The 22,356-nt window shown below is 61.7% G+C and carries 22 protein-coding genes and 1 pseudogene; 15 read left to right on the plus strand and 8 right to left on the minus strand.

Features of this window, described 5'->3' with window-relative positions; translation table 11 throughout:
• Nucleotides 1-31: 31 nt before the first annotated feature.
• Genes ntrB through KBY49_RS07935 form a run of 4 tightly spaced genes read left to right on the plus strand, consistent with a single transcriptional unit; the run spans nt 32 to nt 4,337 of the window.
• Nucleotides 32-874: a nitrate ABC transporter permease gene (ntrB, locus tag KBY49_RS07920; RefSeq protein ID WP_254934258.1), complete on the plus strand. Its 843-nt coding sequence runs from the start codon at nt 32-34 to the stop codon at nt 872-874.
• Nucleotides 874-2,913 (plus strand): nitrate ABC transporter ATP-binding protein, encoded by a 2,040-nt coding sequence (locus tag KBY49_RS07925; RefSeq protein ID WP_254934259.1) that lies wholly within the window; start codon nt 874-876, stop codon nt 2,911-2,913. Before ntrB ends, KBY49_RS07925 begins: the two co-directional genes overlap by 1 nt.
• A 13-nt stretch (nt 2,914-2,926) precedes the next feature.
• The gene (locus tag KBY49_RS07930; protein WP_254934260.1) at nt 2,927-3,766 is read left to right on the plus strand and encodes an ABC transporter ATP-binding protein; all 840 of its coding nucleotides are present in this window, start codon (nt 2,927-2,929) and stop codon (nt 3,764-3,766) included.
• 10 nt (nt 3,767-3,776) lie between these two features.
• Nucleotides 3,777-4,337, plus strand: a complete 561-nt coding sequence (locus tag KBY49_RS07935; RefSeq protein WP_254934261.1) for a Crp/Fnr family transcriptional regulator — start codon at nt 3,777-3,779, stop codon at nt 4,335-4,337.
• A gap of 9 nt (nt 4,338-4,346) precedes the next feature.
• Here KBY49_RS07935 and KBY49_RS07940 read toward each other — a convergent pair whose 3' ends face one another.
• Entirely contained in the window at nt 4,347-6,491 is a 2,145-nt protein-coding gene (locus tag KBY49_RS07940) for a molybdopterin oxidoreductase family protein (RefSeq protein ID WP_254934262.1), read from the minus strand.
• A 59-nt stretch (nt 6,492-6,550) separates the two neighbouring features.
• Here KBY49_RS07940 and KBY49_RS07945 point away from each other — a divergent pair, with 59 nt between their 5' ends.
• Nucleotides 6,551-7,045, plus strand: a complete 495-nt coding sequence (locus KBY49_RS07945) for a nitrate reductase associated protein (RefSeq protein WP_254934263.1) — start codon at nt 6,551-6,553, stop codon at nt 7,043-7,045.
• A 5-nt stretch (nt 7,046-7,050) separates the two neighbouring features.
• Here the strand turns inward: KBY49_RS07945 and KBY49_RS07950 are convergent, their stop codons facing one another.
• Nucleotides 7,051-7,182, minus strand: coding sequence for a hypothetical protein (locus KBY49_RS07950; RefSeq protein WP_396099642.1), 132 nt, complete (start codon nt 7,180-7,182; stop codon nt 7,051-7,053).
• Here KBY49_RS07950 and KBY49_RS07955 point away from each other — a divergent pair.
• Nucleotides 7,181-7,864 carry a molybdenum cofactor guanylyltransferase gene (locus KBY49_RS07955; protein WP_254934264.1) on the plus strand — a complete coding sequence of 228 codons (684 nt, stop codon included), beginning with the start codon at nt 7,181-7,183 and terminating at the stop codon, nt 7,862-7,864. The two genes, KBY49_RS07950 and KBY49_RS07955, sit on opposite strands and share 2 nt — an antisense overlap.
• Before the next feature lie 6 nt (nt 7,865-7,870).
• On the opposite strand, the gene KBY49_RS07960 is transcribed toward KBY49_RS07955, so the two are convergent.
• Nucleotides 7,871-8,140, minus strand: a complete 270-nt coding sequence (locus KBY49_RS07960; RefSeq protein WP_254934265.1) for a hypothetical protein — start codon at nt 8,138-8,140, stop codon at nt 7,871-7,873.
• 176 nt (nt 8,141-8,316) lie between these two features.
• On the opposite strand from KBY49_RS07960, the gene KBY49_RS07965 reads away from it, so the two are divergent.
• Nucleotides 8,317-9,363 (plus strand): GTP 3',8-cyclase MoaA, encoded by a 1,047-nt coding sequence (locus KBY49_RS07965; RefSeq protein WP_254934266.1) that lies wholly within the window; start codon nt 8,317-8,319, stop codon nt 9,361-9,363.
• Nucleotides 9,364-9,475: 112 nt separating this feature from the next.
• Here KBY49_RS07965 and moaB read toward each other — a convergent pair whose 3' ends face one another.
• Nucleotides 9,476-9,973 carry a molybdenum cofactor biosynthesis protein B gene (moaB, locus tag KBY49_RS07970; protein WP_254934267.1) on the minus strand — a complete coding sequence of 166 codons (498 nt, stop codon included), beginning with the start codon at nt 9,971-9,973 and terminating at the stop codon, nt 9,476-9,478.
• Between the two features lie 68 nt (nt 9,974-10,041).
• Between moaB and KBY49_RS07975 the strand changes: the two genes are divergently transcribed.
• A complete protein-coding gene (locus tag KBY49_RS07975; protein WP_254934268.1) occupies nt 10,042-10,302 on the plus strand; it encodes a MoaD/ThiS family protein in 261 nt (86 codons plus the stop codon).
• 11 nt (nt 10,303-10,313) lie between these two features.
• Nucleotides 10,314-10,775, plus strand: a complete 462-nt coding sequence (locus KBY49_RS07980) for a molybdenum cofactor biosynthesis protein MoaE (RefSeq protein ID WP_254934269.1) — start codon at nt 10,314-10,316, stop codon at nt 10,773-10,775.
• A 2-nt stretch (nt 10,776-10,777) separates the two neighbouring features.
• Here KBY49_RS07980 and KBY49_RS07985 read toward each other — a convergent pair whose 3' ends face one another.
• Both KBY49_RS07985 and moaC read right to left on the minus strand, forming a co-directional pair.
• Entirely contained in the window at nt 10,778-12,031 is a 1,254-nt protein-coding gene (locus KBY49_RS07985; RefSeq protein ID WP_254934270.1) for a molybdopterin molybdotransferase MoeA, read from the minus strand.
• The gene (moaC, locus tag KBY49_RS07990; protein ID WP_254934271.1) at nt 12,006-12,503 is read right to left on the minus strand and encodes a cyclic pyranopterin monophosphate synthase MoaC; all 498 of its coding nucleotides are present in this window, start codon (nt 12,501-12,503) and stop codon (nt 12,006-12,008) included. Before moaC ends, KBY49_RS07985 begins: the two co-directional genes overlap by 26 nt.
• 126 nt (nt 12,504-12,629) lie before the next feature.
• On the opposite strand from moaC, the gene KBY49_RS07995 reads away from it, so the two are divergent.
• The 4 genes from KBY49_RS07995 to KBY49_RS08010 all read left to right on the plus strand — a co-directional run bounded on the left by KBY49_RS07995 (nt 12,630) and on the right by KBY49_RS08010 (nt 17,925).
• Nucleotides 12,630-13,886, plus strand: a complete 1,257-nt coding sequence (locus KBY49_RS07995) for an MFS transporter (RefSeq protein ID WP_254934272.1) — start codon at nt 12,630-12,632, stop codon at nt 13,884-13,886.
• Between the two features lie 66 nt (nt 13,887-13,952).
• On the plus strand, nt 13,953-16,097 hold the full coding sequence (gene ppk1 / locus KBY49_RS08000) for a polyphosphate kinase 1 (protein ID WP_254934273.1): 2,145 nt from the start codon (nt 13,953-13,955) through the stop codon (nt 16,095-16,097).
• Nucleotides 16,098-16,254: 157 nt separating this feature from the next.
• Nucleotides 16,255-17,202 (plus strand): sigma-70 family RNA polymerase sigma factor, encoded by a 948-nt coding sequence (locus KBY49_RS08005; RefSeq protein ID WP_254934274.1) that lies wholly within the window; start codon nt 16,255-16,257, stop codon nt 17,200-17,202.
• Nucleotides 17,203-17,235: 33 nt separating this feature from the next.
• Nucleotides 17,236-17,925: a diacylglycerol/polyprenol kinase family protein gene (locus KBY49_RS08010; protein ID WP_254934275.1), complete on the plus strand. Its 690-nt coding sequence runs from the start codon at nt 17,236-17,238 to the stop codon at nt 17,923-17,925.
• Here KBY49_RS08010 and KBY49_RS08015 read toward each other — a convergent pair.
• The gene (locus tag KBY49_RS08015) at nt 17,911-18,990 is read right to left on the minus strand and encodes a 3-deoxy-7-phosphoheptulonate synthase (RefSeq protein ID WP_254934629.1); all 1,080 of its coding nucleotides are present in this window, start codon (nt 18,988-18,990) and stop codon (nt 17,911-17,913) included. The genes KBY49_RS08010 and KBY49_RS08015 overlap by 15 nt on opposite strands.
• A 180-nt stretch (nt 18,991-19,170) precedes the next feature.
• Here KBY49_RS08015 and acnB point away from each other — a divergent pair, with 180 nt between their 5' ends.
• Both acnB and KBY49_RS08025 read left to right on the plus strand, forming a co-directional pair.
• Nucleotides 19,171-21,783 (plus strand): bifunctional aconitate hydratase 2/2-methylisocitrate dehydratase, encoded by a 2,613-nt coding sequence (gene acnB / locus KBY49_RS08020; protein WP_254934276.1) that lies wholly within the window; start codon nt 19,171-19,173, stop codon nt 21,781-21,783.
• Between the two features lie 67 nt (nt 21,784-21,850).
• Nucleotides 21,851-22,051, plus strand: a pseudogene (locus tag KBY49_RS08025) (hypothetical protein); the annotation flags it as partial.
• 45 nt (nt 22,052-22,096) lie between these two features.
• Here the strand turns inward: KBY49_RS08025 and KBY49_RS08030 are convergent.
• The gene (locus KBY49_RS08030; protein WP_254934277.1) at nt 22,097-22,330 is read right to left on the minus strand and encodes a hypothetical protein; all 234 of its coding nucleotides are present in this window, start codon (nt 22,328-22,330) and stop codon (nt 22,097-22,099) included.
• Nucleotides 22,331-22,356: the final 26 nt, after the last annotated feature.

The raw sequence follows: 22,356 nt of genomic DNA on the forward strand, positions 1-22,356 counted from the left end.
TCCCTTGCCTTCACCATCGGTCGCATCGACAATGACCAGCCATCCATCGCCCAAACGCAGCAGACGCCATGCAACGGCTAGCTGGCTGCGCTCACCCCTCGCGAACCAAATCAAGCCGCCATTGGTTTGCATCGGCCTCACCCTGGTACTTTGGCAATTCCTGGCCCAATTCAACAGCGAGGGATTTCCAGGCCCGATTGACGTTATTAGTGAAACCTGGGACCCCTACATAATCCATCCCTTCTTTGATGACGGAGGCACCTCAAAGGGGCTTGCTTTACAACTGCTTATATCCCTGCAGCGGGTGGCAGTGGGCTACAGCCTGGCGGCTGTTGTAGGCATTGCCGCAGGCCTGGCAATTGGCCTAAATCGCTTTCTTCGCCGCGGCTTCGACCCCCTGATCCAGGTACTGCGCACCGTGCCACCCCTGGCCTGGCTACCAATCTCCCTATTGCTGTTTCAGCAAGCGGATACGGCTGCAATTTTCGTGATTTTCATCACTGCCATCTGGCCCATTGTCATCAATACGGCCGTTGGCATCACCGAAATCCCGCAGGACTACACAAACGTGGCCCGGGTGCTGAAGCTGCGCAAGCGCAGTTACCTGCGGGACATCCTCATGCCAGCGACAGCCCCCTATGTCTTTACAGGCCTGCGAATAGCCATTGGCCTGGCCTGGCTCGCAATCGTGGCGGCCGAAATGCTTAAGGCAGATGGTGGGATCGGCTTCTTCATCTGGGATGCCTATAATGCCGGGGGCGACACAAGCACAAGCCAAATCATCCTTGCAATTGTAGTGATCGGCCTCGTGGGCCTTGCCCTGGATCGCCTGGTCGGAGCGGTGGGCAAATTAGTTGCAAATGGAGGCAACTAATGAAGAATGCCCTAATCACAATTGACAATATCAGTCGCAGCTTTGCCCTTCCAAATGGCGGAAATTATATTGCCCTAAAGGACATCGATTTAAGCATAGCCGAGGGCGAATTTATCTCCCTAATTGGCCACTCCGGCTGCGGTAAATCAACCCTCCTAAACCTAATGGCAGGGCTTGATCAAGCCAACACCGGTGGCATTCTAATGAATAGTCGCCAAGTGACCGAACCCGGGCCGGATCGGATGGTGGTTTTCCAGAACTACTCGCTACTTCCCTGGCAGACAGTGCGCCAGAACATTGCCCTGGCTGTAAATAATGTAATGCTTGGCTCCAGCAAAGCTGAGCGGCAGGAGCGCATTGACCAAAGCATCGAGCTTGTCCGCCTAACCCAGGCCGCTGACAAATTGCCACGGGAACTATCTGGCGGAATGAAGCAAAGGGTTGCGATTGCCCGCGCCCTGGCAATCAGGCCCAAACTGCTCTTGCTAGACGAGCCCTTTGGCGCACTTGACGCACTCACCCGCGGCAATCTGCAACAACAGCTGATGGAGATCTGCCAGCAGGCTGGGGTTACAACAGTGATGGTTACCCACTCAGTCGATGAGGCCCTGCTGCTATCTGACCGAGTGATCTGCCTGACCAACGGACCAGCTGCCGGGATTGGCCAAATCGTCAATGTGAACCTGCCGCGACCACGGCAAAGGCTCGAGGTGATGGAGCACTCGAACTACTACGCACTGAGAACTGAACTTATCAACTTTCTGCAGCAGCAACGGCGCCTCAAGCAGCACCGCCAAACCATCAGCAGCGACGCACTATCCCCTTCAGTAGTTAAAGCCTCAACAACAGCAAAGGCCCCAGCAACAACAAGCCAGTTGCGAATTGGCTACCTGCCAGGCCTCGACCTAGCACCACTTGCCGTTGGCATCGAGCGTGGTTTCTTTGCCGAGAGCAACCTGCAATTGGTCCCGTCAATCTTCCAGGATTGGCAAGAGATGGATAAGCAGCTGCGGGCGGGCGAGCTGGATCTGGCAATCACCTCGGCAACCGCCCCATTGGCCATGAGCCTAGGGATCAGTGGCGAACCTGCCTGGCCAGCGATTACACCAATCACAGTGACACGCAACGGCAATGCCATCTGTCTGGCACGCCGCTTCCTCGACCTAAACATCAATTCGCTGGCCTCCCTGGCCCCAAGCCTCAAGCGTCGCGAGTGGCCGCTCAGGCTGGCGATCGGCCAAAACGACAGCATGCAGGAGTTACTGCTCCGCCACTGGCTTGCCAGTGCTGGAATCGACCCTGATCAGGAGGTGGTTTTAGAGACCCTCTCGCCCATGGCAATGCAGGCTTCCCTGCAGGCAGGGGAAATTGATGGTTTCATCGCAGGCCGCTATCGCGTAGCAAAAGCAGTGGAGTCTGGGCTGGCCTTTGTGCTCGCTTCAGATTTAGACATCTGGAGTAACCACCCCGAAAAGGTAATCACCTGCCATGAGGGTTGGGCCACAAGGAACGAAACACTGCTCTTGGATTTCTGCAGTGGATTAATTCGTGGCGGTCAGATCTGCGAGGACGGAGGTCAACACGAAAATCTGGTGGGCCTTCTCAGCCGGCCGGAGTGGCTGGGAATCGATTCAGCCCTGGCACTGCAGCGCCAATTCAACCTAGGAAACGGAGAACCTACAGATAACCGGTTACCACTTAACAGATATCACAGCGATCGTTGCCATGTGGCAAACGCTGCGGAAGGGGCGTGGATACTCACCCAATTCAGCCGTTGGGGTTGGATACCCTTCCCCAGCAATCGCCTGGAAATACTGGGGAGGGTCTATCGCAACGACATTTGCAGTGCCGCACTGGAGCGGATTGGTTTACCAGCCCTAAGGCCAGAACGCCAACCTATCCCGATGGCCTGCGGGATTCCATTCGACCAAGACTTTCCGATCAACTACCTCCAACAACTTCCCTTCAGCCGCTACTCAGCTCAGGCAGCGATGGAGATGCCCAGCTGTGATACCGATAAACCCCTTCCCTATTCCTGAGATGGCCAACTTCATGATCGAAGCCAAAGCTAATCAAGGCAGTTTCGAGCGAGACCTAACCCTTAACCCGAGCTATCTGCGCTTCGAGGAGGTAGGGCATGTGTTTCAAACAAAAAATGGCCCATTCGAAGCCCTAAGCAACATAAACCTGGAAGTAGCCCAAGGTGAATTTATTTGCGTAGTAGGCCACTCAGGCTGCGGCAAAAGCACCTTGCTGAATATGGTATCCGGCTTTCTGAACCCAACTAGTGGCAGGGTAATTCTGAATAACCTGCCGATCGAAGGGCCTGGCCCAGACCGAATGGTTGTCTTTCAGAACTACTCCCTGCTGCCCTGGAAGACGGTTGATCAAAACGTTTCCCTGGCAGTAAAAGCAGCCCGCCCCGATTTAGACAAAGGAGCCCGGGCAGCAGTGGTCGAACACCACTTAGAGATGGTTGGGCTAATCGAGGCCCGCCACAAGCGACCGGTAGAAATTTCCGGCGGCATGCGCCAAAGAGTTGCCATCGCCCGCGCCCTGGCGGTACAACCAGCGGTATTGGTGCTTGATGAACCCTTCGGCGCCCTTGATGCCATTACCAAAGAAGAATTACAAGAGGAGTTACTGGCAATTTGGCGTGAGCACAAACCCACCGTATTGATGATCACCCATGATATCGACGAGGCCCTTTTTCTTGCCGACCGAATAGTGATGATGACCAATGGTCCCTCGGCCACAATTGGCGAAATCATGGAGGTGCCATTTAATCGCCCCCGAGACTTTGAATTGATCCAGGGTGACCCTCGCTACGGAGTGCTGCGCAACCACGCCCTCGACTTTCTATACCGCCGCTACGCCCATGACGATGCTTGAAGTAGCTAATATGCTATCTATTCAGTCAGGGCATACGGTGCTGCTCAGTGAAGGGTTGTTTAATACAACCTATTACCTAAGCGTGGAATCAGGCCTGCTGCGGGTTGCCATATCTAATCCGGAGCATGAAGCACTACAAACCAATTTAATAACTCTAGGATTTCTTCAAGCAGGGGACCATCTCTCCCTGGATCTATTTCGTAATTCGCGACTGCACCTGCAGGCTATTAATTCCACGCGACTGGTGGAGGCAACTTCTGGCCTGGCTCCAGCGGGATCTAACAGCCTGAATGACTGGACCTTGAACCTGCTGTTAGTTCGCCACATTGGGGAGGCAGAGCAGCGCATTCAGGCCCTAATTCAACTGCTTGTAGAACGGCTGGGTCGGCGCAGCGGCAAGTGGTACGAGCTTCCCTTTCGGCTCACCCATGCCGAGCTGGCTGAACTCAGCGGCCACACCCGCGTAACCGTGACCAAGCAATTTTCCCGTTGGCGCAAGCAGGGTCTGGTGGAACAGGCAGCTGGCCCCAATCGGCTGTTGCGGGTTTCGCCTCAGCTGCTGGCCGCGTGAATAACTGGCTCAGGCGAGGGCAAGGCCCACCGCCGCCTTGAGCTCTGCCTGTTTCGAAAGGGGGCAGCAAAGCTCATGCATAAGCCGATTCGCCTCGCAGGGATTGGGCTGGCTGGCACCCCAGTGCATCGGCAAAAACAAGGTGCCGGGGCGGATGCGCTTGCTGATCAGCACCCGAACCTCGATCATGCCGCGACGGGAGCGCACTTCGACCATGGCGCCATCATTTAACCCATTGCACTGCGCATCCTGGGGATTTATCTCTAGAAGGGCTTCGGGATGCTGCTTCCTCAACCGATCCACGTGCACGGTGCGCGTCATCGTGTGCCAGTGCCCCAGGTAGCGGCCCACGGTGAGCACCAAGGGATAGTCCTTACAGGGGGGTTCCGCCAAACCCAGGGGCGGGTCCGCCAGCAGGCGAGCCCGACCGGATTTGGTGGGATAGCGATGGTCGACGTACAGGCGCGCCGCCCCTTTGCCAGGGGCCGTTTCTAGGGGGAATGGCCACTGCTGGGGGCCGTGTTCGGCCAGCAGTTGATGGCTGAGCCCACTGAAGTCGCAGACCCGCCCCGCGGTGAGCGCCGCCAACTCCTTGTAAACCTCGGCTGCGGAGTCGTAGTTGAACTGATCAACGAACCCCAGCCGGCGGCCTAACTCGGCAAAGATCTCCCAATCGGGCCTGGCCCCACCAGGGGGTTTGCGAAAGGCCGAACAAAGGGTCACCCGACGCTCGGAATTGGTCATCACTCCTGCCTTTTCGCTCCATTGGGCAGCAGGCAAAAGCAGGTGTGCCACAGCCGCAGTTTCGGTGCCGGCATAGGCCTCACTCAGCACAACCAGGGGGCAGTTTGCCGCCGCCGCCCGCACCCGATCCAGGCTGGGCAGGCTCACCAGGGGATTAGTGGCGGCAACCCACCACAGCCCCAGCTCACCGCACTCCATCGCCTCGATCTGCTCCCAGACCGCCAGGCCTGGCTCTGCCGCAATCACACCGGCAGCAAAACCCCAATGGCGCTCCACCTCCGCGCGATGCTCGGCATTGGCCACGAGTCGGTAACCAGGCAGTAGCTGGGCCAGGCCGCCCACCTCACGCCCCCCCATGGCATTGGGCTGGCCGGTGAGTGAAAACGGGCCGGCGCCCGGCCTACCTATGTGGCCCGTTGCCAGGTGCAAATTGATAATGCCCCCCACGGTGGCAGTTCCTTCACTGCTCTGGTTCACCCCCATCGACCAGAGGCTGAGCACCCCAGTGGCTGCAGCCCACCACTGGGCAAGTTGGCGCAGGTCGGCCTCGGAAATTCCGCACAAAGCAGATACCCGTTGGGGCGTCCAAAGGCGCCAAAGCGCTTCCAGCTCGCCATAGCCCTCGGTGTGGGCGTCGATGTAGGGCCGATCGAGGGCCCGTAACTCCCCCAATAGATTGCCCAAGCCGTGGAGTAGCACCAAATCGGTGCCCGGGCGGATCGCCAGATGCAGATCAGCCGCATCGGCGGTGGCGGTGGCCCTGGGATCCACCACAACCAGTCGTAGGGCCTGCTTCTGCTTGCGTTTGCGCTTAAGCAGCCGCTGAAACAGCACCGGATGGCAATCGGCAGTGTTGGTACCGATCAGCACCACCAGGTCAGCCAGATCGAGGTCCTCGTAACAGCAGGGGGGGCCATCCGAACCCAGGCTGCGGTCATAGCCCGCCACCGCAGAACTCATGCAAAGGCGTGAGTTGGCATCAAAGTTGTTGCTGCCAAGGGCACCCTTGAGCAGCTTGTTGGCCACGTAGTAGTCCTCGCTGAGGAATTGGCCCGAGCCGTAGATGGCCAGTCCCTGGGGGCCCTGCTGCTCCAAGGTGCGGCGGATCTGGGCCAGCAACAGCTCAAAGGCCCGATCCCAGCTGATCGGTGCAAACTGCTGATCGAGGCTCTCGCGCCATAGCGGAGTGGTTAGCCGGTTGTGGTGGAGGGTTTCGCCCACCGTGGCGCCCTTGATACACACCTGCCCCAGGGATGACGGATGGTGTCGATCCCCGCGGGCCACCCAAATGGCCTCGGCTGCTGCCGGATCAGGCGGTTTGAGTTCCAGGCCACAACCCACGCCGCAGTAGGGGCACTGGGCCCGGGCAGCTGAACTGGCGGCTGGGGTGGCGGCGGGATCACTGGCCATAGGGCCATTCGACCAAGCCGGGGCACCCAATGATGGTGGCGGTTGTTACCTAGTGGCGCTTGCTGCCACAGTTCCCCCTGAGCACATCCCTAGCCAACACCTGCTTCGGCTTCGAAGCCGACTTCACCGCTGACCTGCGCTGCATCCCGATGGCGGTGCGACGCAAGCTGGATCTGGCCGGCGTGAAGCTGAAGCTGCAGCACTGGAGTGAGCTGGGCGAAGCCGAGCGGGACCAGCTGCTGGCCTGGCCCGACGACCCCAGCGCCATCGAGGCCTTGCGCCAGCACCTGCAGGCGCGCAGCGCCGCCCTCAGCGCCGGCCCTGCAAAGGACCTGGCCCGACCCGACGCTGAACCCTGGCAGCAGGCCGACCAACTGCCTGAAGTACTAGCCGCCTCCTGCACCCAGCTCGGCCTGGAGATCCGCAGCAGCGGCTGGGCGGAACTGGACGAACTGCAGCGCTTTGCCCTGGTGAAGCTCAGCCACCCCGGCCACGAGCACCGCAACCTGGCGCGGGCGCTGGCCGAATTTGAACTGCTGGTGGCAGACGGCTGAACGCCTCACCACTTGCGGTAGGGCAGGCTGGCGGTCCACACCTCGTCCTGACCCAGGCGGGCGCCAAGGTCAGCGAAGCTGAGCCCGCTGCAGCGCTTGGAGTCGAGCAGGGTAGTGGTTTGGGGAGACAGAGCCATGGAGGGACTGGTTATGGGACGGGACCCTAGGGATGGGCGGCGACCGGCCTGGCAGCCATTGCTACAGCTGCCCCTACGCGCCTGCCTACTCAGCGGTGGCGAGAGCCGTCGCATGGGCCGCGACAAGGCCCTGCTGCCCCACCACGCAGGCAGCACCTGGCTGGAGCTCAGCTTGCGCCTGCTGGCCCAGCTGGAGATGCCGATCACCCTGATAAGCCGCCATTCGGCCCATCTGGAGCTGGCAGAAGAGATAGCCCTCAAGCTCGCCCGGCGCTCGCCAGTGTCGGTTCTGGCGGAACCGCCGCCCTGGGAGGGGCCGCTGCTGGCCCTGCACCGGTTGATGCAGCAGCACCCCGACGAGCGGCTGCTGCTATGCCCGGTGGACATGCCAGATCTCAGCCTTGCGGCCCTGCAAACCCTGCTGGCGGCAGCAGCAGACGACGCTTCAGCAACAGCCGAAAACCCGACCTGGCTGCACCTGGCCCACGACGGTGAGCGGCTGCAACCGCTGCTAGGGGTTTATCCCAGCAGCGCGCCAATCCGCTGCCACCTGGCCTCGGCGGTGGAGCGCGGCGAACGGCGCCTGCAGAGCTGGTTGGTGGAGCTGCCCTACCAGGCGGTGACACTGGATCCCAGAGTGATTCGCAACGTGAACCGGCCCGAAGCGGATAAACGGATCTGAGCCAAATCAGTCCGCGGATTTGCCCAGCTTCTCCACCATGCGCTCACAACGGCCCCTCCTCGTAGCGGGCCTCCACGGCAAACACCTGTAACTCCAGGAGCTGGGGGGCTGACGATCGGCCAACACAATCCAGGCTTTGAGCAATTTCTCAAAAGCCTGCTGGGCCGTGAAGCCCCAGTCCTCATCTGGATAGCCAGGGTCAAGGGTCAACCGCAGGCTGCGCAAATGGCGACGCACAATCGCCAGTAGCAGCAGGGCGTCTTCAGCGGGCGACATACAGCATCCGGCCCTCCCGAGCCACATCGCCAAACACATGCCAACGGGAACCGCTCAGGCGCTCGGCATCCGCAGCGCCAGCGGCTGGCGCCAAGTAATGGTGGGCGGCGCAAAACGCTCGCCAGCTGGGGCGACCATGTTGAAACCCTACCGCTGGTCGACATAGCGTGGCCACCATGGCGAACGCCACCGACAGGCTCAACAGACCCCTTGGGGTGCTGCGGCTTTCGCTCACGGCCCGCTGCAACCTGGCCTGCCCTTACTGCCTGCCCGATGGAGTTGAGCCCCCCGGCCTACTCACGGCCACTCAGCGGCTGCAGGTCGTCGCGGCGGCAGTGGCACTGGGGGCCCATAGCCTGCGCCTGACCGGCGGCGAACCGTTACTGCACTCCGGGCTGGAGGAGCTAATCGCCGCGGTGCAACCTCTGCGGGCCCAGAGCAAAGAAGGCCCCGGCCTGCGCCAGATCGCCCTCACTAGCAATGGCACCCTGCTGAGCGCCAAACGGGCCCGGGCTCTTCGCGCCGCCGGCCTCGATCGAATCACCCTCAGCCTCGATGGCACCACGGGCGCTGCGGTGGCCGGTATGGCAGGCCTGGCTGATGCCAGCGCCGGCGAGCGAACCCTGGCGGCTGTACTGGCAGCGATCGAGCACGCACGGGCGGCGGGCTTTGATCCGGCAGTCGGTGCCCTGAAGCTCAACGCCGTGATCCAGCGCGGCCGCAACCACGATCAACTCCTGCCGCTGGCGGCCCTCTGCCGCGAAAGGGGCCTGGAACTGCGTCTGATCGAATACATGGATGTGGGCAACCGCAACGGCTGGAGCCGAGCCGCCGTGCTCAGCGCCGCCGAAATGGTGGAGCAGCTGGGCGCCATCTGGCCCCTAGAACCCCTCGGCCGAGATAACAACAGCACCGCGAGCCGCTGGAGTTATCGCGATGGCCGGGGCAAGATCGCCGTTGTGGCCTCGGTGAGCCAACCCTTCTGCGGCGATTGCAACCGGCTGCGAGTTACGGCCGATGGAATCGCCTACACCTGCCTGTTCGCCTCCCCAGGCAGTGGCACTGATCTCAGGCCCTGGCTGAAAACGGATAGCGATCCAATCGAGCTGGAGCAGGCATTGGCCGGCCTATGGAAACACCGAAACGATCGCTACAGCGAAGAGCGCCAACAGGGCGGCAGGGGCGACCGCAACCATGCCGAGATGGCTTATTTGGGCGGCTGAGCAGGCCTGGTCTTAGAACCCCAGCAACTTCAGGGAAACCCACTGGCCACAAACCAGCCCTTCAGCGTCAGTTCGCTTGCACCATCTGCCCATCTCACAAATACCAAGGCACCTACTCCAGCAACCGTGGCAACAGCTGCACCAAATTGCAAGGACGGGTGGCTCCATTGAGCTGGGCGCTTATCAGGCGATCCCAGGCGGTTTCCACAGCATCAAGCGACCCGGGCAGCACAAAAATAACGGTGCCATTGGCCACTCCCGCTAGGCAGCGGCTCTGCAAGGTGCTGGTGCCGATCGTTTCAAACGAAAGAACCCGAAATAGCTCACCAAAGCCCTCGATTTTTTTATCCAGGAGCGGCACCACCGCTTCCGGTGTGCCGTCACGTCCCGTGAGGCCGGTGCCTCCGGTGGTTATCACCACCTGCACCGCAGGATCCGCAATCCAGCGGCTCAACTCCGCCCGGATCTGATAGCGGTTATCTGGCTTGATTAGCCGCTCCACCAGTCTGTGCCCATTGGCCTCGAGCCGCTGCTGGAGGGCATCACCGGAGCGGTCATCCACCAGGGTACGGGTGTCGGACACGGTGAGCAGGGCGATGGCGAGGCCCAAGCAGGAACAACCAATGGAATCACCATCGTGGCAAGGAAAAGGCAACGAGGCTGATTAGCTTCAGTGCCATGGAGGAAATATCAGCTACTTCGATCCGAATCCTTCTATTTGCAGCCCTGCGTGATCAGGCGGGTTGGGGTGAGCGGCAATGGCCGACAGCCCCATGCTCTGGGGCAGCCCCCACCCCTCGCCAACTCTGGAAAGAATTGGATATGCCTGGAAAGTTGAGCGGTATACGCGTCGCCATCAACCAGCAGTTCAGCGACGCAGACACCCCACTAAAGGCCGGAGATGAGCTGGCCTTCCTGCCGCCGATTAGCGGTGGTTGAACCCAGCTGCCATGCAACTCAGAATCGATCTGCACAGTGAGGCATTTGAGCCCCTAGGGCGCCTGGAGCAGTGGCGCACTGAATTAATAGCTCAAGGCAGCGCCGCCGGAGACACCTGCGCCGCCGAAAGCCTTTTCATCGGCAGGGTTCGCGCCACAGCCGCCGATGGCAATGCGCTAATTGCCCTGGAGCTTCAGCACTATCCGGGCATGACCGAACGCCAGCTATGCCAACTGGCTGAGTCCAGCTGCGGCCGCCACGGCGCCTACAGCTGCCTGATTCAGCACCGCATCGGCCGGGTGCTCCCCGGCGAAGCGATCGTGCTGGTAGCCATCGGCGCAGACCGCCGCGGCCCTGCCCAGAGCTGCTGTCAAGAGCTGCTGGAAGCGCTCAAACATGAAGCTCCTTTCTGGAAACGGGAGTGGCGAAGTGATGGCACAGGCGAGTGGCTTACGGGCAACACGCCGCTTTGAGCTCAAAACACCGGCAAGCGCAACAGCTGCGCCCAGAGCTCGGTACCAGCCTCCAGCGCCCCCATCTCCGCCGGGATCTCCAGCAGCAAATCTGCCCCCTGCAGCGACCCGATGCGCGAGGAGGCCTGGGATCCCCCCACCCGCGCCCAGAGATCGCCAGCGGCTGTCACCACCAGCTGGGCCCTGGCCAGTTCCGGCCGCCCGGAACCGCGGCGCATGGGCTGCTCCAGCTGCACCTTCAGCCTCGGCAACAGCTGCAGCTCCGCCCCCTCCAGCCGCTGCAGCGCCGGCCACAGCAACTGCAAAGCAGTTATCGCAGCAGCCACTGGGTTGCCAGGCAAACCAAAAAAAGGCACCCCCGCCACCTGCCCCCAGGCAAAGGGCCGACCGGGTTTAAGGAACAGCTTCCAGAATTTCACCTGACCGAGCTCCTCCACCAGCTGCCGAATCCAGTCGCTGTCGCCAGCGGACACACCGCCCGTGCTCACCACCACATCGCAACCCGCCGCCAGCTCCTGCAGTGCCAGCCGCAACTGCTCTGGTTGATCGACAACCACCCGTTGATCAGCCACGTCGTAACCGAGCCGCTGCAGGAGAGCCCTGAGCAAAGCCGAGTTGCTCTCCCAGATCTGCCCCGGCCCCCTTTGCACCCCGGGCGGCAGCAGCTCATCGCCGCTAATCAACAAGCCCAGCCGCGGCCGACGCGTCAGCGCCAACTGCTGCACGCCGCAGCTGGCCAAGCGGCCGAGATCGGCCACACCAATTCGTTGACCCGCCGCCACCAGTTCCTGACCCGGGGCCGCCTCCTCCTGCGGCTGGCGAATCCAGGCATTGGGGCCACAGGGTTTGGTCAATTCCAATTGATCTCCCTTAGCCGCCACCAATTCCTGGGGCAAGACCCGATCACTACCCTCCGGCACCACCGCACCGGTGAGAATGCGCACCGCTTCTCCTGGTCGCAACGCCGCCCCATGGGGGGCCCCTGCCGCTGAAACGCCCACTAGGCACCAGAGGGCACCAGGCTCAGGCTCGGCAGCTCCGGCAATGGCATAGCCATCCATGATTGAGGCCCGAAATCCCGGCACCGCAGCAGATGCGATCACCGGCGCCGCCGTGGTGCGGCCCAGGGCCTGCATTAGCGGCAGGATTTCGGACCCTGAGAGTGGCTTGATCGCCGCCAAAATTTGGGTGCGTGCCTGCCCTAGGGGCAGTCCTTCACGGCCATAGGGCTCAAGCATCACGCTGCCAATCGCCATGGCGGCCTCCGCTCTTGCGGAGCAACTGCACCCCCGTGATCTTCATGGCTGGATCTGCCGACTTGAGCATGTCGTAAAGGGTGAGCAGACCCACCTGCACCGCAGTGAGGGCCTCCATTTCCACTCCGGTGCTGCCGGTGGTGCGGGCGGTGGCCTCAAGGCGCAGACCGGACCCATCGGCGGCAGGCCCCAATTCCACGCTGACGCCGCTGAGGGCGATCGGGTGGCAAAGGGGGATCAGCTCCCAGGTGCGCTTGGCCGCCTGAATCGCCGCCACCCTCGCCACCGCCAGCACATCTCCCTTTGGGGCACGGCCCTCCAACACCAGGGCCAAAACCTCAGGCAGCATCTGGATTAACCCCTCGGCCGTGGCCTCGCGTCGGCTGGCAGGGCGATCTCCCACCTCCACCATGTGCACCTCACCGGCGGCATTGAGATGGCTCAGGGAAGCCTGGGGCAAGGACGAACCCATGGCTAAGCGGCGACAACGGAGCCTCCATCCTGATCGAGCCAGGAGGATCCCATCAAAGCCACCTCCTCAAAACCATCTCCCCAAAACCAGGCTGCCCATAACCTGAAGGCCAATCCAGGCTGGCCTGTGAGACTTTCGCGCCCCTCCACCTATTTCTGCGCCTTTCTCACCCTGCTCAATGACCGGCTAGGGGAAAGCATCGTCTTCCCACTCCTGCCCTTTTTACTGGCCAGTTTCACCAGCAATGGCCGCACCCTGGGGTTGCTGGCCGGCAGCTATGCCCTGGCCCAGTTCGCCTTCACGCCCCTGATCGGCGCCCTCAGTGATCGCTATGGCCGCAAGCCCGTGATCTCCTTCTGCGTGGCCGGTTCGGTGCTGGGCCTGGGGCTCTTCGCCCTCACGGTGAGCATCAACTGGCAGGCCATTCCCTGGGCAGCTGGCAGCTCAATTCCGCTCACCCTGCTGTTTATTGCCCGGTTAATCGATGGGGTCAGCGGGGGCACCGCAGCCACGGCGAGCGCGGTTTTAGCTGATATTTCACCACCGGAAAAACGGGCAAAAGCCTTCGGCCTAATTGGGGTGGCCTTTGGTTTGGGCTTCATCCTCGGGCCAGCCCTGGGCGGCCTCCTGGGCCGAATCAACGTGACATTGCCCGTGCTTTTGGCCGCCGTAATCGCCGCCATCAACCTGGCCCTAGTGCTGGTGTTATTGCCCGAAACCCACCCGATCGAAGCGCGCATTTCCCTGCCCCGCAGACGGGAACTCCAACCCCTCAGCCAACTGGCCAAGGTGTTTGGCAACCCCCAGGTGCGCCGGCTGTGTCTGGCCTTTTTTCTGTTCTTTATGGCCTTCAACGGCTTCACGGCCGTCCTGGTGCTCTATTTCAAGCAGGCCTTTGGCTGGGGGCCGGGGTTGGCGGCAGCAGCCTTTTTGGTGGTGGGTGTGGTCGCCACCGTGGTCCAGGGCGGCTTGATCGGGCCCCTGGTCAAACGCTTTGGCGAATGGCGACTGACCCTGGGCGGCCTCGGTCTGGTGATCTGCGGCTGCCTGCTGATCACCCTGGCCCAGGCCAGCAATGCCCAAGTGGTGGTTTTTAGCGCCGTGGCGATCCTGGCCATGGGCACCGGCCTGGTGACCCCCTGCCTGCGCTCCCTGGTGTCGCGGCGCCTCGACGACAGCGGCCAGGGTGCGGCACTGGGCAGCCTGCAGGGGCTCCAGAGCGCCGGCAGTTTCATTGGCCCGCCGGTGGCAGGCCTGGCCTACGACACCCTGGGTCGCACCAGCCCCTTTTGGCTCGGCATCAGCCTCTTGGCCGGGGTGGCTTTGTTGGTGGCTGGGGGCCTACCTGGTCAAGCAAGCCCAACACCAAAGGCTGGATCCTGACACTGCAATCTTGGGGGTCAAGAAGTGCTAATTAGGTAGCACGAATTTAGTGGTGGATTGGGGTATATGGCTGAAGCATCGGCTGCTGCGCTCCTGGCTCCGGAGCTCTATATCAACCGGGAGTTGAGCTGGCTGGCCTTCAACTACAGGGTTCTGGCCCAGGCCTTAAACGAGCACACTCCCCTGCTGGAGCAGGCCAAATTCAGCGCCATCTTCAGCAACAACCTCGATGAGTTCTTCATGGTGCGGGTGGCATCCCTGAAGTCGCAGGAAGACGCCGGCATCTCCACCCTCTCAGAAGACGGCCTCACCCCGAAGCAGCAGATCCAGGCCATTCAGGCAAAGTTGCCGGCCCTGCTGGAGATGCAGCAGCAGCACTATCGCCACTCCCTCAAGAACCAACTATCCGAATACGGCGTTCAGTTGATCGATTACGCCAATCTCAACGACAGCCAAAGGGAGTGGCTCAACGACTACTTCCGCACGGCGATCTTCCCCGTGCTGACGCCCCTGGCGGTGGACCCTTCCCACCCCTTCCCCTTCATGAGCAACCTCAGCCTGAATGTGGCTGCTTTGATACGGGATCCAGATACGGGCCAGCAGGAATTTGCCCGGGTGAAAGTGCCCCAAAAAATCCTGCCGCGGTTTGTGCCAATTCCGGTAGGGCTAAGTGGCAGCAATCCCAAACCGGTATTCACGGCCGTACCGCTTGAGCAGGCAGTGGCCTTCAACCTGGGGCTGCTTTTCCCCGGCATGCACATTGAAGGTCACTACTTCTTCCGGGTCACCAGGGATGCCGATCTAGCCCTGCGGGACCTGGAGGCCGACGACCTAATGGGCGCCATTGAGGAGGGCCTGCGCAAACGCCGCCGGGGCGGTGAAGTGGTGCGGCTGGAAGTGGCAGATGAGATGCCTGATGCGGTGGTGCATCTGCTGATGGAGGGGCTCTCCGTGGAGTCAGAAGACGTCTATCGAATCAATGGCCCCCTAGGACTCGACGACCTGATGGGGTTGATGGATATCCCCCTGCCCAGGCTCAAGGACAAGCCCCACAAGGGCCGCACCTCCCGAAGACTCGCCACCACCCAAAAGAGCCAACTGGAGGACGGCTCCATTAAGGCCGAGGAATTCGAGAGCATCTTCTCGGTGATTCGGCGCGGCGATGTGCTGCTGCAACACCCCTACGACCTGTTTTCCACCTCGGTGGAGGAATTTCTCAACCAGGCCGCCGATGACCCCTCGGTGCTGGCCATAAAGATGACCCTCTACCGCACCTCCAAGGATTCCCCCGTGGTGGCCGCCCTGATCAGGGCCGCCGAAAACGGCAAACAGGTGATGGCGCTTGTTGAGCTCAAGGCACGCTTCGACGAGGACAACAACATCCAGTGGGCCAAACAGCTGGAGAGTTCGGGAGTGCATGTGGTCTACGGGGTGTTGGGCCTGAAAACCCACACCAAAATCCTCCTGGTGGTGCGCAAGGAAAAGGAACGCCTCAACAGCTACGTGCACATCGGCACGGGCAACTACAACTCCAAAACCTCCCGCCTCTACACCGACATCGGCATACTTACCGCCAACCCCGACTTTGGGGCCGATCTGGTGGAGCTGTTCAACTACCTCACGGGCTTCTCCAAACAGCAAAGCTTTCGAAAATTGCTGGTGGCACCCGTCACCCTGCGGGGCCGGATGGAGGATCTGATCAGGCGTGAAATTGAGCACGCCCAAGCAGGGGCTGGTGGCCACGTCCGCGCCAAAATGAACGCCCTGGTGGATCCAGGCATGATTGCCCTGCTCTACGAAGCCTCCCAGGCCGGGGTCCAGGTGGACCTGGTGGTGCGGGGAATGTGCAGCCTGCGCCCTGGCCTGGAAGGCATCAGCGAGCACATCCAGGTGGTGAGCGTGATTGGTCGCTTCCTTGAACACTCACGCCTGTTTTGGTTTGCCAATGGAGGCAGTCCGGAAATGTTCTTTGGCAGTGCCGATTGGATGTCGCGCAACCTCGACCATCGAGTGGAAGCGGTGGCCCCGATCGAAGACCCAAGGCTGCGGAGCCAACTGGAAGAGTTGCTGGATCTCTATCAGGCAGACACCGCTGCCTGGCATATGGCTAGCGATGGCAGTTTTGAGCAACGCCAACTGGAGGGGGAAAGCCATTTGGTGCAGCAGGAGTTGATAAAGCGCTGGCGAGGTGGCCTGCTGCCAATCAAATAACAACGCCATACAGGAATTCTTCCAATTCATAACGTTCCAGCGCTAGTAGTAGTGCTACATTCCAAGCAAATCAATTCGGAGCTTGGGTGTGGGGACGCCTATGCAATCCGTTTCAGACGTTGGCAACGCCAATGTTTCGAAACAGGAGCCATCTTTGATGGCACTTCCTGGCAAGGGAGCAGCTGGACCTTCTAAAACGACTGGACCGCGTTCCGGCGGAAGACTCAGCGCCGATTCAATTGGCTGGTATTTGGGCACAATCGGCCGGGTGCCCCTGCTTACTGCGGCAGAAGAAATTGAATTAGCCCACCATGTTCAGGCGGGTAAACGCCTGCTCGAGCTGCCCGCAGAAGAACACACCCCCAAACACAAGCGCCAGCTACGCATGGCCCAACGGGCCCGCGATCGAATGATGGCTGCCAACTTGCGCCTGGTGGTGAGTGTGGCCAAGAAGTATCAAAACCAGGGCCTCGAACTGCTCGACCTAGTGCAAGAGGGGGCGATTGGCCTGGAGCGGGCCGTCGATAAATTTGACCCCGCCATGGGCTACAAGTTTTCGACCTACGCCTATTGGTGGATCCGCCAGGGCATGACCAGGGCCATCGACAACAGCGCCCGCACGATTCGGCTGCCGATTCACATCAGTGAAAAGCTCTCGAAGATGCGCCGGATCAGCCGCGAACTTTCCCACCGCCTAGGGCGCCAACCCAATCGACTGGAGCTATCGCATGCCATGGACATGCGACCCGAAGAGCTCGAAGAGCTGATGTCTCAAAGCGCACCCTGCGCCTCCCTGGATGCCCATGCCCGGGGCGAGGAAGATCGCAGCACCCTCGGTGAGCTGATTGCCGATCCGGCCAGCAACGAGCACATGGACTCGATGGATCGCCATCTCCAAAAAGAGCACCTCGGTGCCTGGCTTTCCCAACTCAACGAACGGGAGCAAAAAATCATCAAGCTGCGTTTTGGTTTGGAGGGTTCCGAGCCCCTGACCCTGGCTGAAATTGGTCGCTTGATCAATGTCTCGCGCGAGCGGGTGCGCCAACTGGAGTCAAAGGCGATTCTCAAATTGCGGATGATGAGCGACGTGCAGCAGGCGGCCTAGGTATTGGCCATCGCCTGGCAAGGGATCTGACAGATGGCCTGGTGGTCGCAGCAATTTCTAGGCATAACAGCAATTGCCCTCTGGCTAACCCTGCTGGCGTTCCTGGCGATTCAAGTTCGCCGCCGCTGGCATGGCCAAAGGGAGTGGAGCAGAAAACTGGTCCACATGGGCACGGGCCTGGTGGTGTTGATTGCCTGGGCCTGCGCCATTGACCGGCGCATCGCCCTACCCGCCGCCGCCCTGATCACCCTGCTGGCCCTGCTCAATCACCGCCTACGGGTATTGCCAGCCATAGAGGATGTGGGCCGCTCCAGCTACGGCACGGTCGCCTACGGCGCCTCTATCACCATTTTGCTGGCCATCTATTGGCCGTCCAGGCCCGATGCCGTGGCGGCAGGTGTGCTGGTGATGGCCATTGGTGATGGCCTGGCGGGCCTGATCGGGCCCCTGATTCCATCGCCCTGCTGGCAGGTACTCGGCCAACGAAAATCCCTAGTCGGCACTGGCGCCATGGCCGCAGGCAGCCTGGGGGTATTGCTCCTTCTGCGCCAGTTGGCTGGCGTCGAAGGGCTGGCGGCCCCAAATCCTGCAGCCCTCGGGGCGATAGTCCTGGTGAGTGTGCTGCTCGAACAGCTGGCGATCCTGGGCATCGACAACCTCACCGTGCCCATTGCCGCCGGTTGGCTGTGGAGCCTGCTCAGCCAGCCCCTAGGCCAGGGCTAGGGGTTCAACTGTCCGAGCTGCCCGCACCGCGTCGGCCAAGCCAGCCAGCACCTCGCAGGTGGTGGCCAGGTCGATGCAGGCATCGGTCACGCTCTGGCCATAAGTGAGCTTGGAGCGATCTGGCTGAAGCTTCTGGTTGCCAGCCACCAGATGGCTCTCGAGCATCACTCCCATCACCGGGCTAGAGCCGCTGCGCAACTGCCCAGCCACCTGCTCGGCCACCTCCCCCTGGCGGCGGTAGTCCTTGTTGGAATTGCCATGGCTGCAATCCACCATCAGCCTGGCGGGCAAGCCTGCCTTGGCCAGCTCTGCCGCCGCCTCAGCCACGGCCTCGGGGTGGTAGTTAGTGCCCCGCTTGCCGCCGCGCAACACCAGGTGGCCATCGGGATTACCGGTGGTGGCCACAATCGCGGCCTGACCCTCCCCATTAATTCCCAGGAAATGGTGGGGCATGGCGGCCGACTCCATGGCGTTGATCGCGGTGATCGCACTGCCATCGGTGCCGTTCTTGAAACCAATCGGCATCGAGAGGCCAGAGGCCATTTCGCGATGGGTTTGGCTTTCGGTGGTGCGGGCGCCAATCGCTGTCCAACTGATCAAATCAGCGATGTATTGGGGCACCACGGGATCTAGCAACTCGGTGGCTGCCGGCAGGCCCATCTCGGCCAAATGGAGCAACAAACCCCGCGCCAGGCGCAGACCCGTATTGATGTCGTAGCTGTCGTCGAGGTGGGGATCGTTGATCAGCCCCTTCCAGCCCACCGTGGTGCGGGGTTTTTCGAAGTAGACCCTCATCACGATCTCGAGCTGGTCCCTGTGGCGCTCCTGCTCCAGGGCAATGGCGTTGGCGTACTCCTTTGCAGCCCCTACATCGTGCACAGAACAGGGGCCAACGATCACCAGCAGGCGCTGGTCGCGGCCGTGCATGATCGCCTGAATGCGTTGGCGGGCCTGCTGCACCGTGGCCGCCGAGCGCTCGGTGATCGGCAATTCCCGATGGAGCAGGGCTGGGGCCATCAAGGGCCTGGTTTCCACCACATGCAGATCTGAGGTGGTGGAATTCATGGCCTGGGCTGGCGCTGCTGCCGGGAGGTAGGGGTCCACCCTAAACAGCGGAACCATTTAGCCCTTGGCGGCAAGCCTTTGCCCTGGCTTTTGCAGCCATGCACACCAAGGCGGGGCCAGGCGACCAAGAAGAATGGCTGCATCGTTTGCCCTGCGGGGATCTCCCTGCCTGCAAAGCCCATGGCCGTCGCCCTGCTTGCCAGCTATCGCCAAGCCGAAGCCGAACGGGCCGCCCTGGGTGTGCCAGCCCTGCCCCTAGACGCGCCCCAGGCCCAGGCCCTAACCGAATTGCTGGAGCAGCCCCCCGCTGGCGAGGAGGCTTTCCTGTTGCACCTACTGGGTGAACGAATCCCACCCGGTGTGGATGAGGCCGCCTACGTGAAAGCAGGCTGGCTCGCGGCCGTGGCCAAGGGCAGCCGCACCAGCCCCCTGGTGAGCCCGGTGGAAGCCGTGAAGCTCCTGGCCACGATGATCGGCGGCTACAACGTGGGCGCCCTGATCGAGTTGCTCTCCAGCCCTGAGCCTGCCATTGCCCAGCAGGCCGCCACGGGGCTGAGCCGCACCGTGCTCGTCTACGACGCCTTCCACGATGTGTTGGAACTGGCCCAGGGCAATGCCTACGCCAAACAGGTGGTGGAGGCCTGGGCCACGGCGGCATGGTTCACATCCAAGCCAGAGCTGGCAGCGGAGATCACCGTCACGGTGTTCAAGGTGGAGGGCGAAACCAACACCGACGACCTCTCCCCCGCCACCCACGCCACCACCCGTCCAGACATCCCCCTGCACGCCACGGCGATGCTGGAAACCCGCATGCCCGGCGGGCTGGCGCTGATCAATGAGCTGAAAGGCAAGGGCCATCCGGTGGCCTACGTGGGTGATGTGGTGGGCACCGGCAGCTCCCGCAAATCCGCGATCAACTCGGTGCTGTGGCACACCGGCACCAACATTCCCCATGTGCCCAATAAGCGCTCTGGCGGAGTGGTGCTGGGGGGCAAGATTGCCCCGATCTTCTTCAACACCGCCGAAGACTCTGGTGCCCTGCCGATCGAGTGCAACGTAAGCGCCCTGAACAGTGGCGACGTAATCACGATCCGTCCTTACGCCGGCACGATCGAACGGGCAGCCGGCGAACCAAATGCCGGTGAAATCGTGGCCCGCTTTGAGCTCAAGCCCAGCACGATCACCGATGAGGTGCGCGCCGGCGGCCGCATCCCCCTGCTGATTGGCCGCTCACTTACAGACAAGGTGCGCTCCCAGCTGGGCATGGCCCCATCGGAGCTCTTCATCCGCCCGAGCGCCCCGGCCGACACCGGCAAGGGCTACACCCTGGCCCAAAAGATGGTGGGCAAGGCCTGCGGTCTGGCGGGCGTGCGCCCAGGCACCAGCTGCGAACCGCTGATGACCACCGTGGGCTCCCAGGACACCACCGGGCCGATGACCCGCGATGAGATGAAGGAGCTGGCCTGCCTGGGCTTCAGCGCCGATCTGGTGATGCAGAGCTTCTGCCACACGGCCGCCTATCCCAAGCCGGTGGACCTCAAAACCCACGCCGAGCTCCCCGATTTCATGGCGTCCCGCGGCGGAGTGGCCCTGCGCCCCGGCGACGGCATCATCCACAGCTGGCTGAATCGCATGCTGCTGCCCGACAGCGTCGGCACCGGCGGTGACAGCCACACCCGCTTCCCCCTGGGCATTTCCTTCCCGGCCGGCTCAGGCCTGGTGGCCTTTGCCGCCGCCATCGGCGCCATGCCCCTGGACATGCCCGAATCGGTGCTGATCAAATTTTCAGGCTCCCTGCAGCCGGGCGTCACCCTGCGCGATGTGGTGAATGCCATCCCCTACGTGGCGATCCAGCAGGGCCTGCTCACGGTGGAAAAAGCCGGCAAGAAAAATGTATTTAGTGGCCGGATTATGGAGATCGAGGGCCTGCCAGACCTCAAGCTGGAGCAGGCATTTGAGCTGACAGATGCCACCGCTGAGAGGTCCTGTGCCGGCAGCACGATCAAGCTTTCCGTGGAAACGGTGAGCGAATACCTGCGCAGCAACGTGGCCCTGCTCAAAAACATGATTGCCCGGGGCTATAGCGATGGCCGCACCCTGGCCCGCCGCATCAAGGCGATGCAGGCCTGGCTGGCCAATCCGGTGTTGATGGAGGCCGACGCCGATGCCGAATACGCCGCCGTAATTGAAATCAACCTCGATCAACTGACTGAGCCGATCCTGGCCTGCCCCAACGACCCCGACAACGTCAAATTGCTCTCCGATGTGGCGGGAGAAAGGATCGATGAGGTATTCATCGGCTCATGCATGACCAACATCGGCCATTACCGCGCCGCCGCCAAGGTGCTGGAGGGCCAAGGTGCCAACTCGGCGCAGCTGTGGGTATGTCCCCCAACCCGGATGGATGAGGAGATGCTTAAACAGGAGGGCTACTACGCCACCTTTGAGGCGGCCGGCTCCCGCATGGAGATGCCGGGTTGCTCCCTATGCATGGGCAACCAGGCCAGGGTCGAGGAGAACACCACGGTGTTTTCCACCAGCACCCGCAACTTCAACAACCGCCTCGGCAATGGCGCCCAGGTGTACCTGGGCAGCGCCGAACTGGCCGCCGTATGTGCCCAGCTGGGCCGCATTCCCTCCAAAACCGACTACCTGGCCGTGGCAGCAGCCAAAATCGACCCCCATAGCGCCGAGCTCTACCGCTACCTCAACTTCGACCAACTGGCGGGCTTTGCAGACGAGGGCCGGGTAATGAGCGCCGAGCAGGAGGCCAAAGTGCTGGCAGAGGTCTAAGACGCGCCTGAACCAGGAAACCCTGCTGTTTGAACCCGCCCAGCCCCAGGTTGGAGCGCTTAAAGCGGTGCTGGCCTTTCCCAGCACCTACACAGTGGGGATCACCAGCCTGGGCTACCAGGTGGTCTGGGCCAGCCTGGCCCAGCTCAGCGATCTGGATGTGCGCCCCCTGTTCACCGACCAGGGCGACCCGGCCCACGACTCCCAAGGATGTCGGAGCCCCAATCTCGATCTGTTTGGTCTGTCTTTGAGCTGGGAACAGAATGGCCTGGCGCGGTGACTTTCAGGAAAGGTGCCACTCCTCGGCTGCCGCTCAGGCGGCCAGGATTAAGGGTAGTGGCTGAATTGAATTGGGTTCCTCTGGTGGCTTGTTGATCCACACTTCAGCCGGTTGACGCCAACAGCGGATCTGCCTGCTCCAACGCGATGGATTAGCCCGGCGGGCCTTCTCATAGACGTCAATGCGCTGCTGACAAATAGCCGTAGCGGCGCCACAGTGGCGCAGATGGGGCGTCACTGTGGAGATGCCATGGAGATCTGCCGTCACCGGGCTGTTGTCTACGAGCAGGCACG

This window comes from Cyanobium sp. WAJ14-Wanaka (assembly GCF_024345375.1).
Classification (GTDB): domain Bacteria; phylum Cyanobacteriota; class Cyanobacteriia; order PCC-6307; family Cyanobiaceae; genus Cyanobium_A.

Bases quoted from the DNA above. Each gene is read 5' to 3' on its own strand.
- KBY49_RS08015 (WP_254934629.1), bottom strand. From the start codon at position 18,990: ATGAATTCCACCACCTCAGATCTGCATGTGGTGGAAACCAGGCCCTTG.
- moaC (WP_254934271.1), bottom strand. From the start codon at position 12,503: ATGGGTTCGTCCTTGCCCCAGGCTTCCCTGAGCCATCTCAATGCCGCC.
- KBY49_RS07960 (WP_254934265.1), bottom strand. From the start codon at position 8,140: ATGTCGCCCGCTGAAGACGCCCTGCTGCTACTGGCGATTGTGCGTCGC.
- KBY49_RS07975 (WP_254934268.1), top strand. From the start codon at position 10,042: ATGGAGGAAATATCAGCTACTTCGATCCGAATCCTTCTATTTGCAGCC.
- KBY49_RS07965 (WP_254934266.1), top strand. From the start codon at position 8,317: ATGGCGAACGCCACCGACAGGCTCAACAGACCCCTTGGGGTGCTGCGG.
- KBY49_RS07950 (WP_396099642.1), bottom strand. From the start codon at position 7,182: ATGGCTCTGTCTCCCCAAACCACTACCCTGCTCGACTCCAAGCGCTGC.
- KBY49_RS07980 (WP_254934269.1), top strand. From the start codon at position 10,314: ATGCAACTCAGAATCGATCTGCACAGTGAGGCATTTGAGCCCCTAGGG.
- KBY49_RS07930 (WP_254934260.1), top strand. From the start codon at position 2,927: ATGATCGAAGCCAAAGCTAATCAAGGCAGTTTCGAGCGAGACCTAACC.
- KBY49_RS08005 (WP_254934274.1), top strand. From the start codon at position 16,255: ATGGCACTTCCTGGCAAGGGAGCAGCTGGACCTTCTAAAACGACTGGA.
- KBY49_RS07925 (WP_254934259.1), top strand. From the start codon at position 874: ATGAAGAATGCCCTAATCACAATTGACAATATCAGTCGCAGCTTTGCC.
- ppk1 (WP_254934273.1), top strand. From the start codon at position 13,953: ATGGCTGAAGCATCGGCTGCTGCGCTCCTGGCTCCGGAGCTCTATATC.
- KBY49_RS08010 (WP_254934275.1), top strand. From the start codon at position 17,236: ATGGCCTGGTGGTCGCAGCAATTTCTAGGCATAACAGCAATTGCCCTC.
- ntrB (WP_254934258.1), top strand. From the start codon at position 32: ATGACCAGCCATCCATCGCCCAAACGCAGCAGACGCCATGCAACGGCT.
- KBY49_RS07955 (WP_254934264.1), top strand. From the start codon at position 7,181: ATGGAGGGACTGGTTATGGGACGGGACCCTAGGGATGGGCGGCGACCG.
- KBY49_RS07940 (WP_254934262.1), bottom strand. From the start codon at position 6,491: ATGGCCAGTGATCCCGCCGCCACCCCAGCCGCCAGTTCAGCTGCCCGG.
- KBY49_RS07985 (WP_254934270.1), bottom strand. From the start codon at position 12,031: ATGGCGATTGGCAGCGTGATGCTTGAGCCCTATGGCCGTGAAGGACTG.
- acnB (WP_254934276.1), top strand. From the start codon at position 19,171: ATGGCCGTCGCCCTGCTTGCCAGCTATCGCCAAGCCGAAGCCGAACGG.
- KBY49_RS07935 (WP_254934261.1), top strand. From the start codon at position 3,777: ATGCTATCTATTCAGTCAGGGCATACGGTGCTGCTCAGTGAAGGGTTG.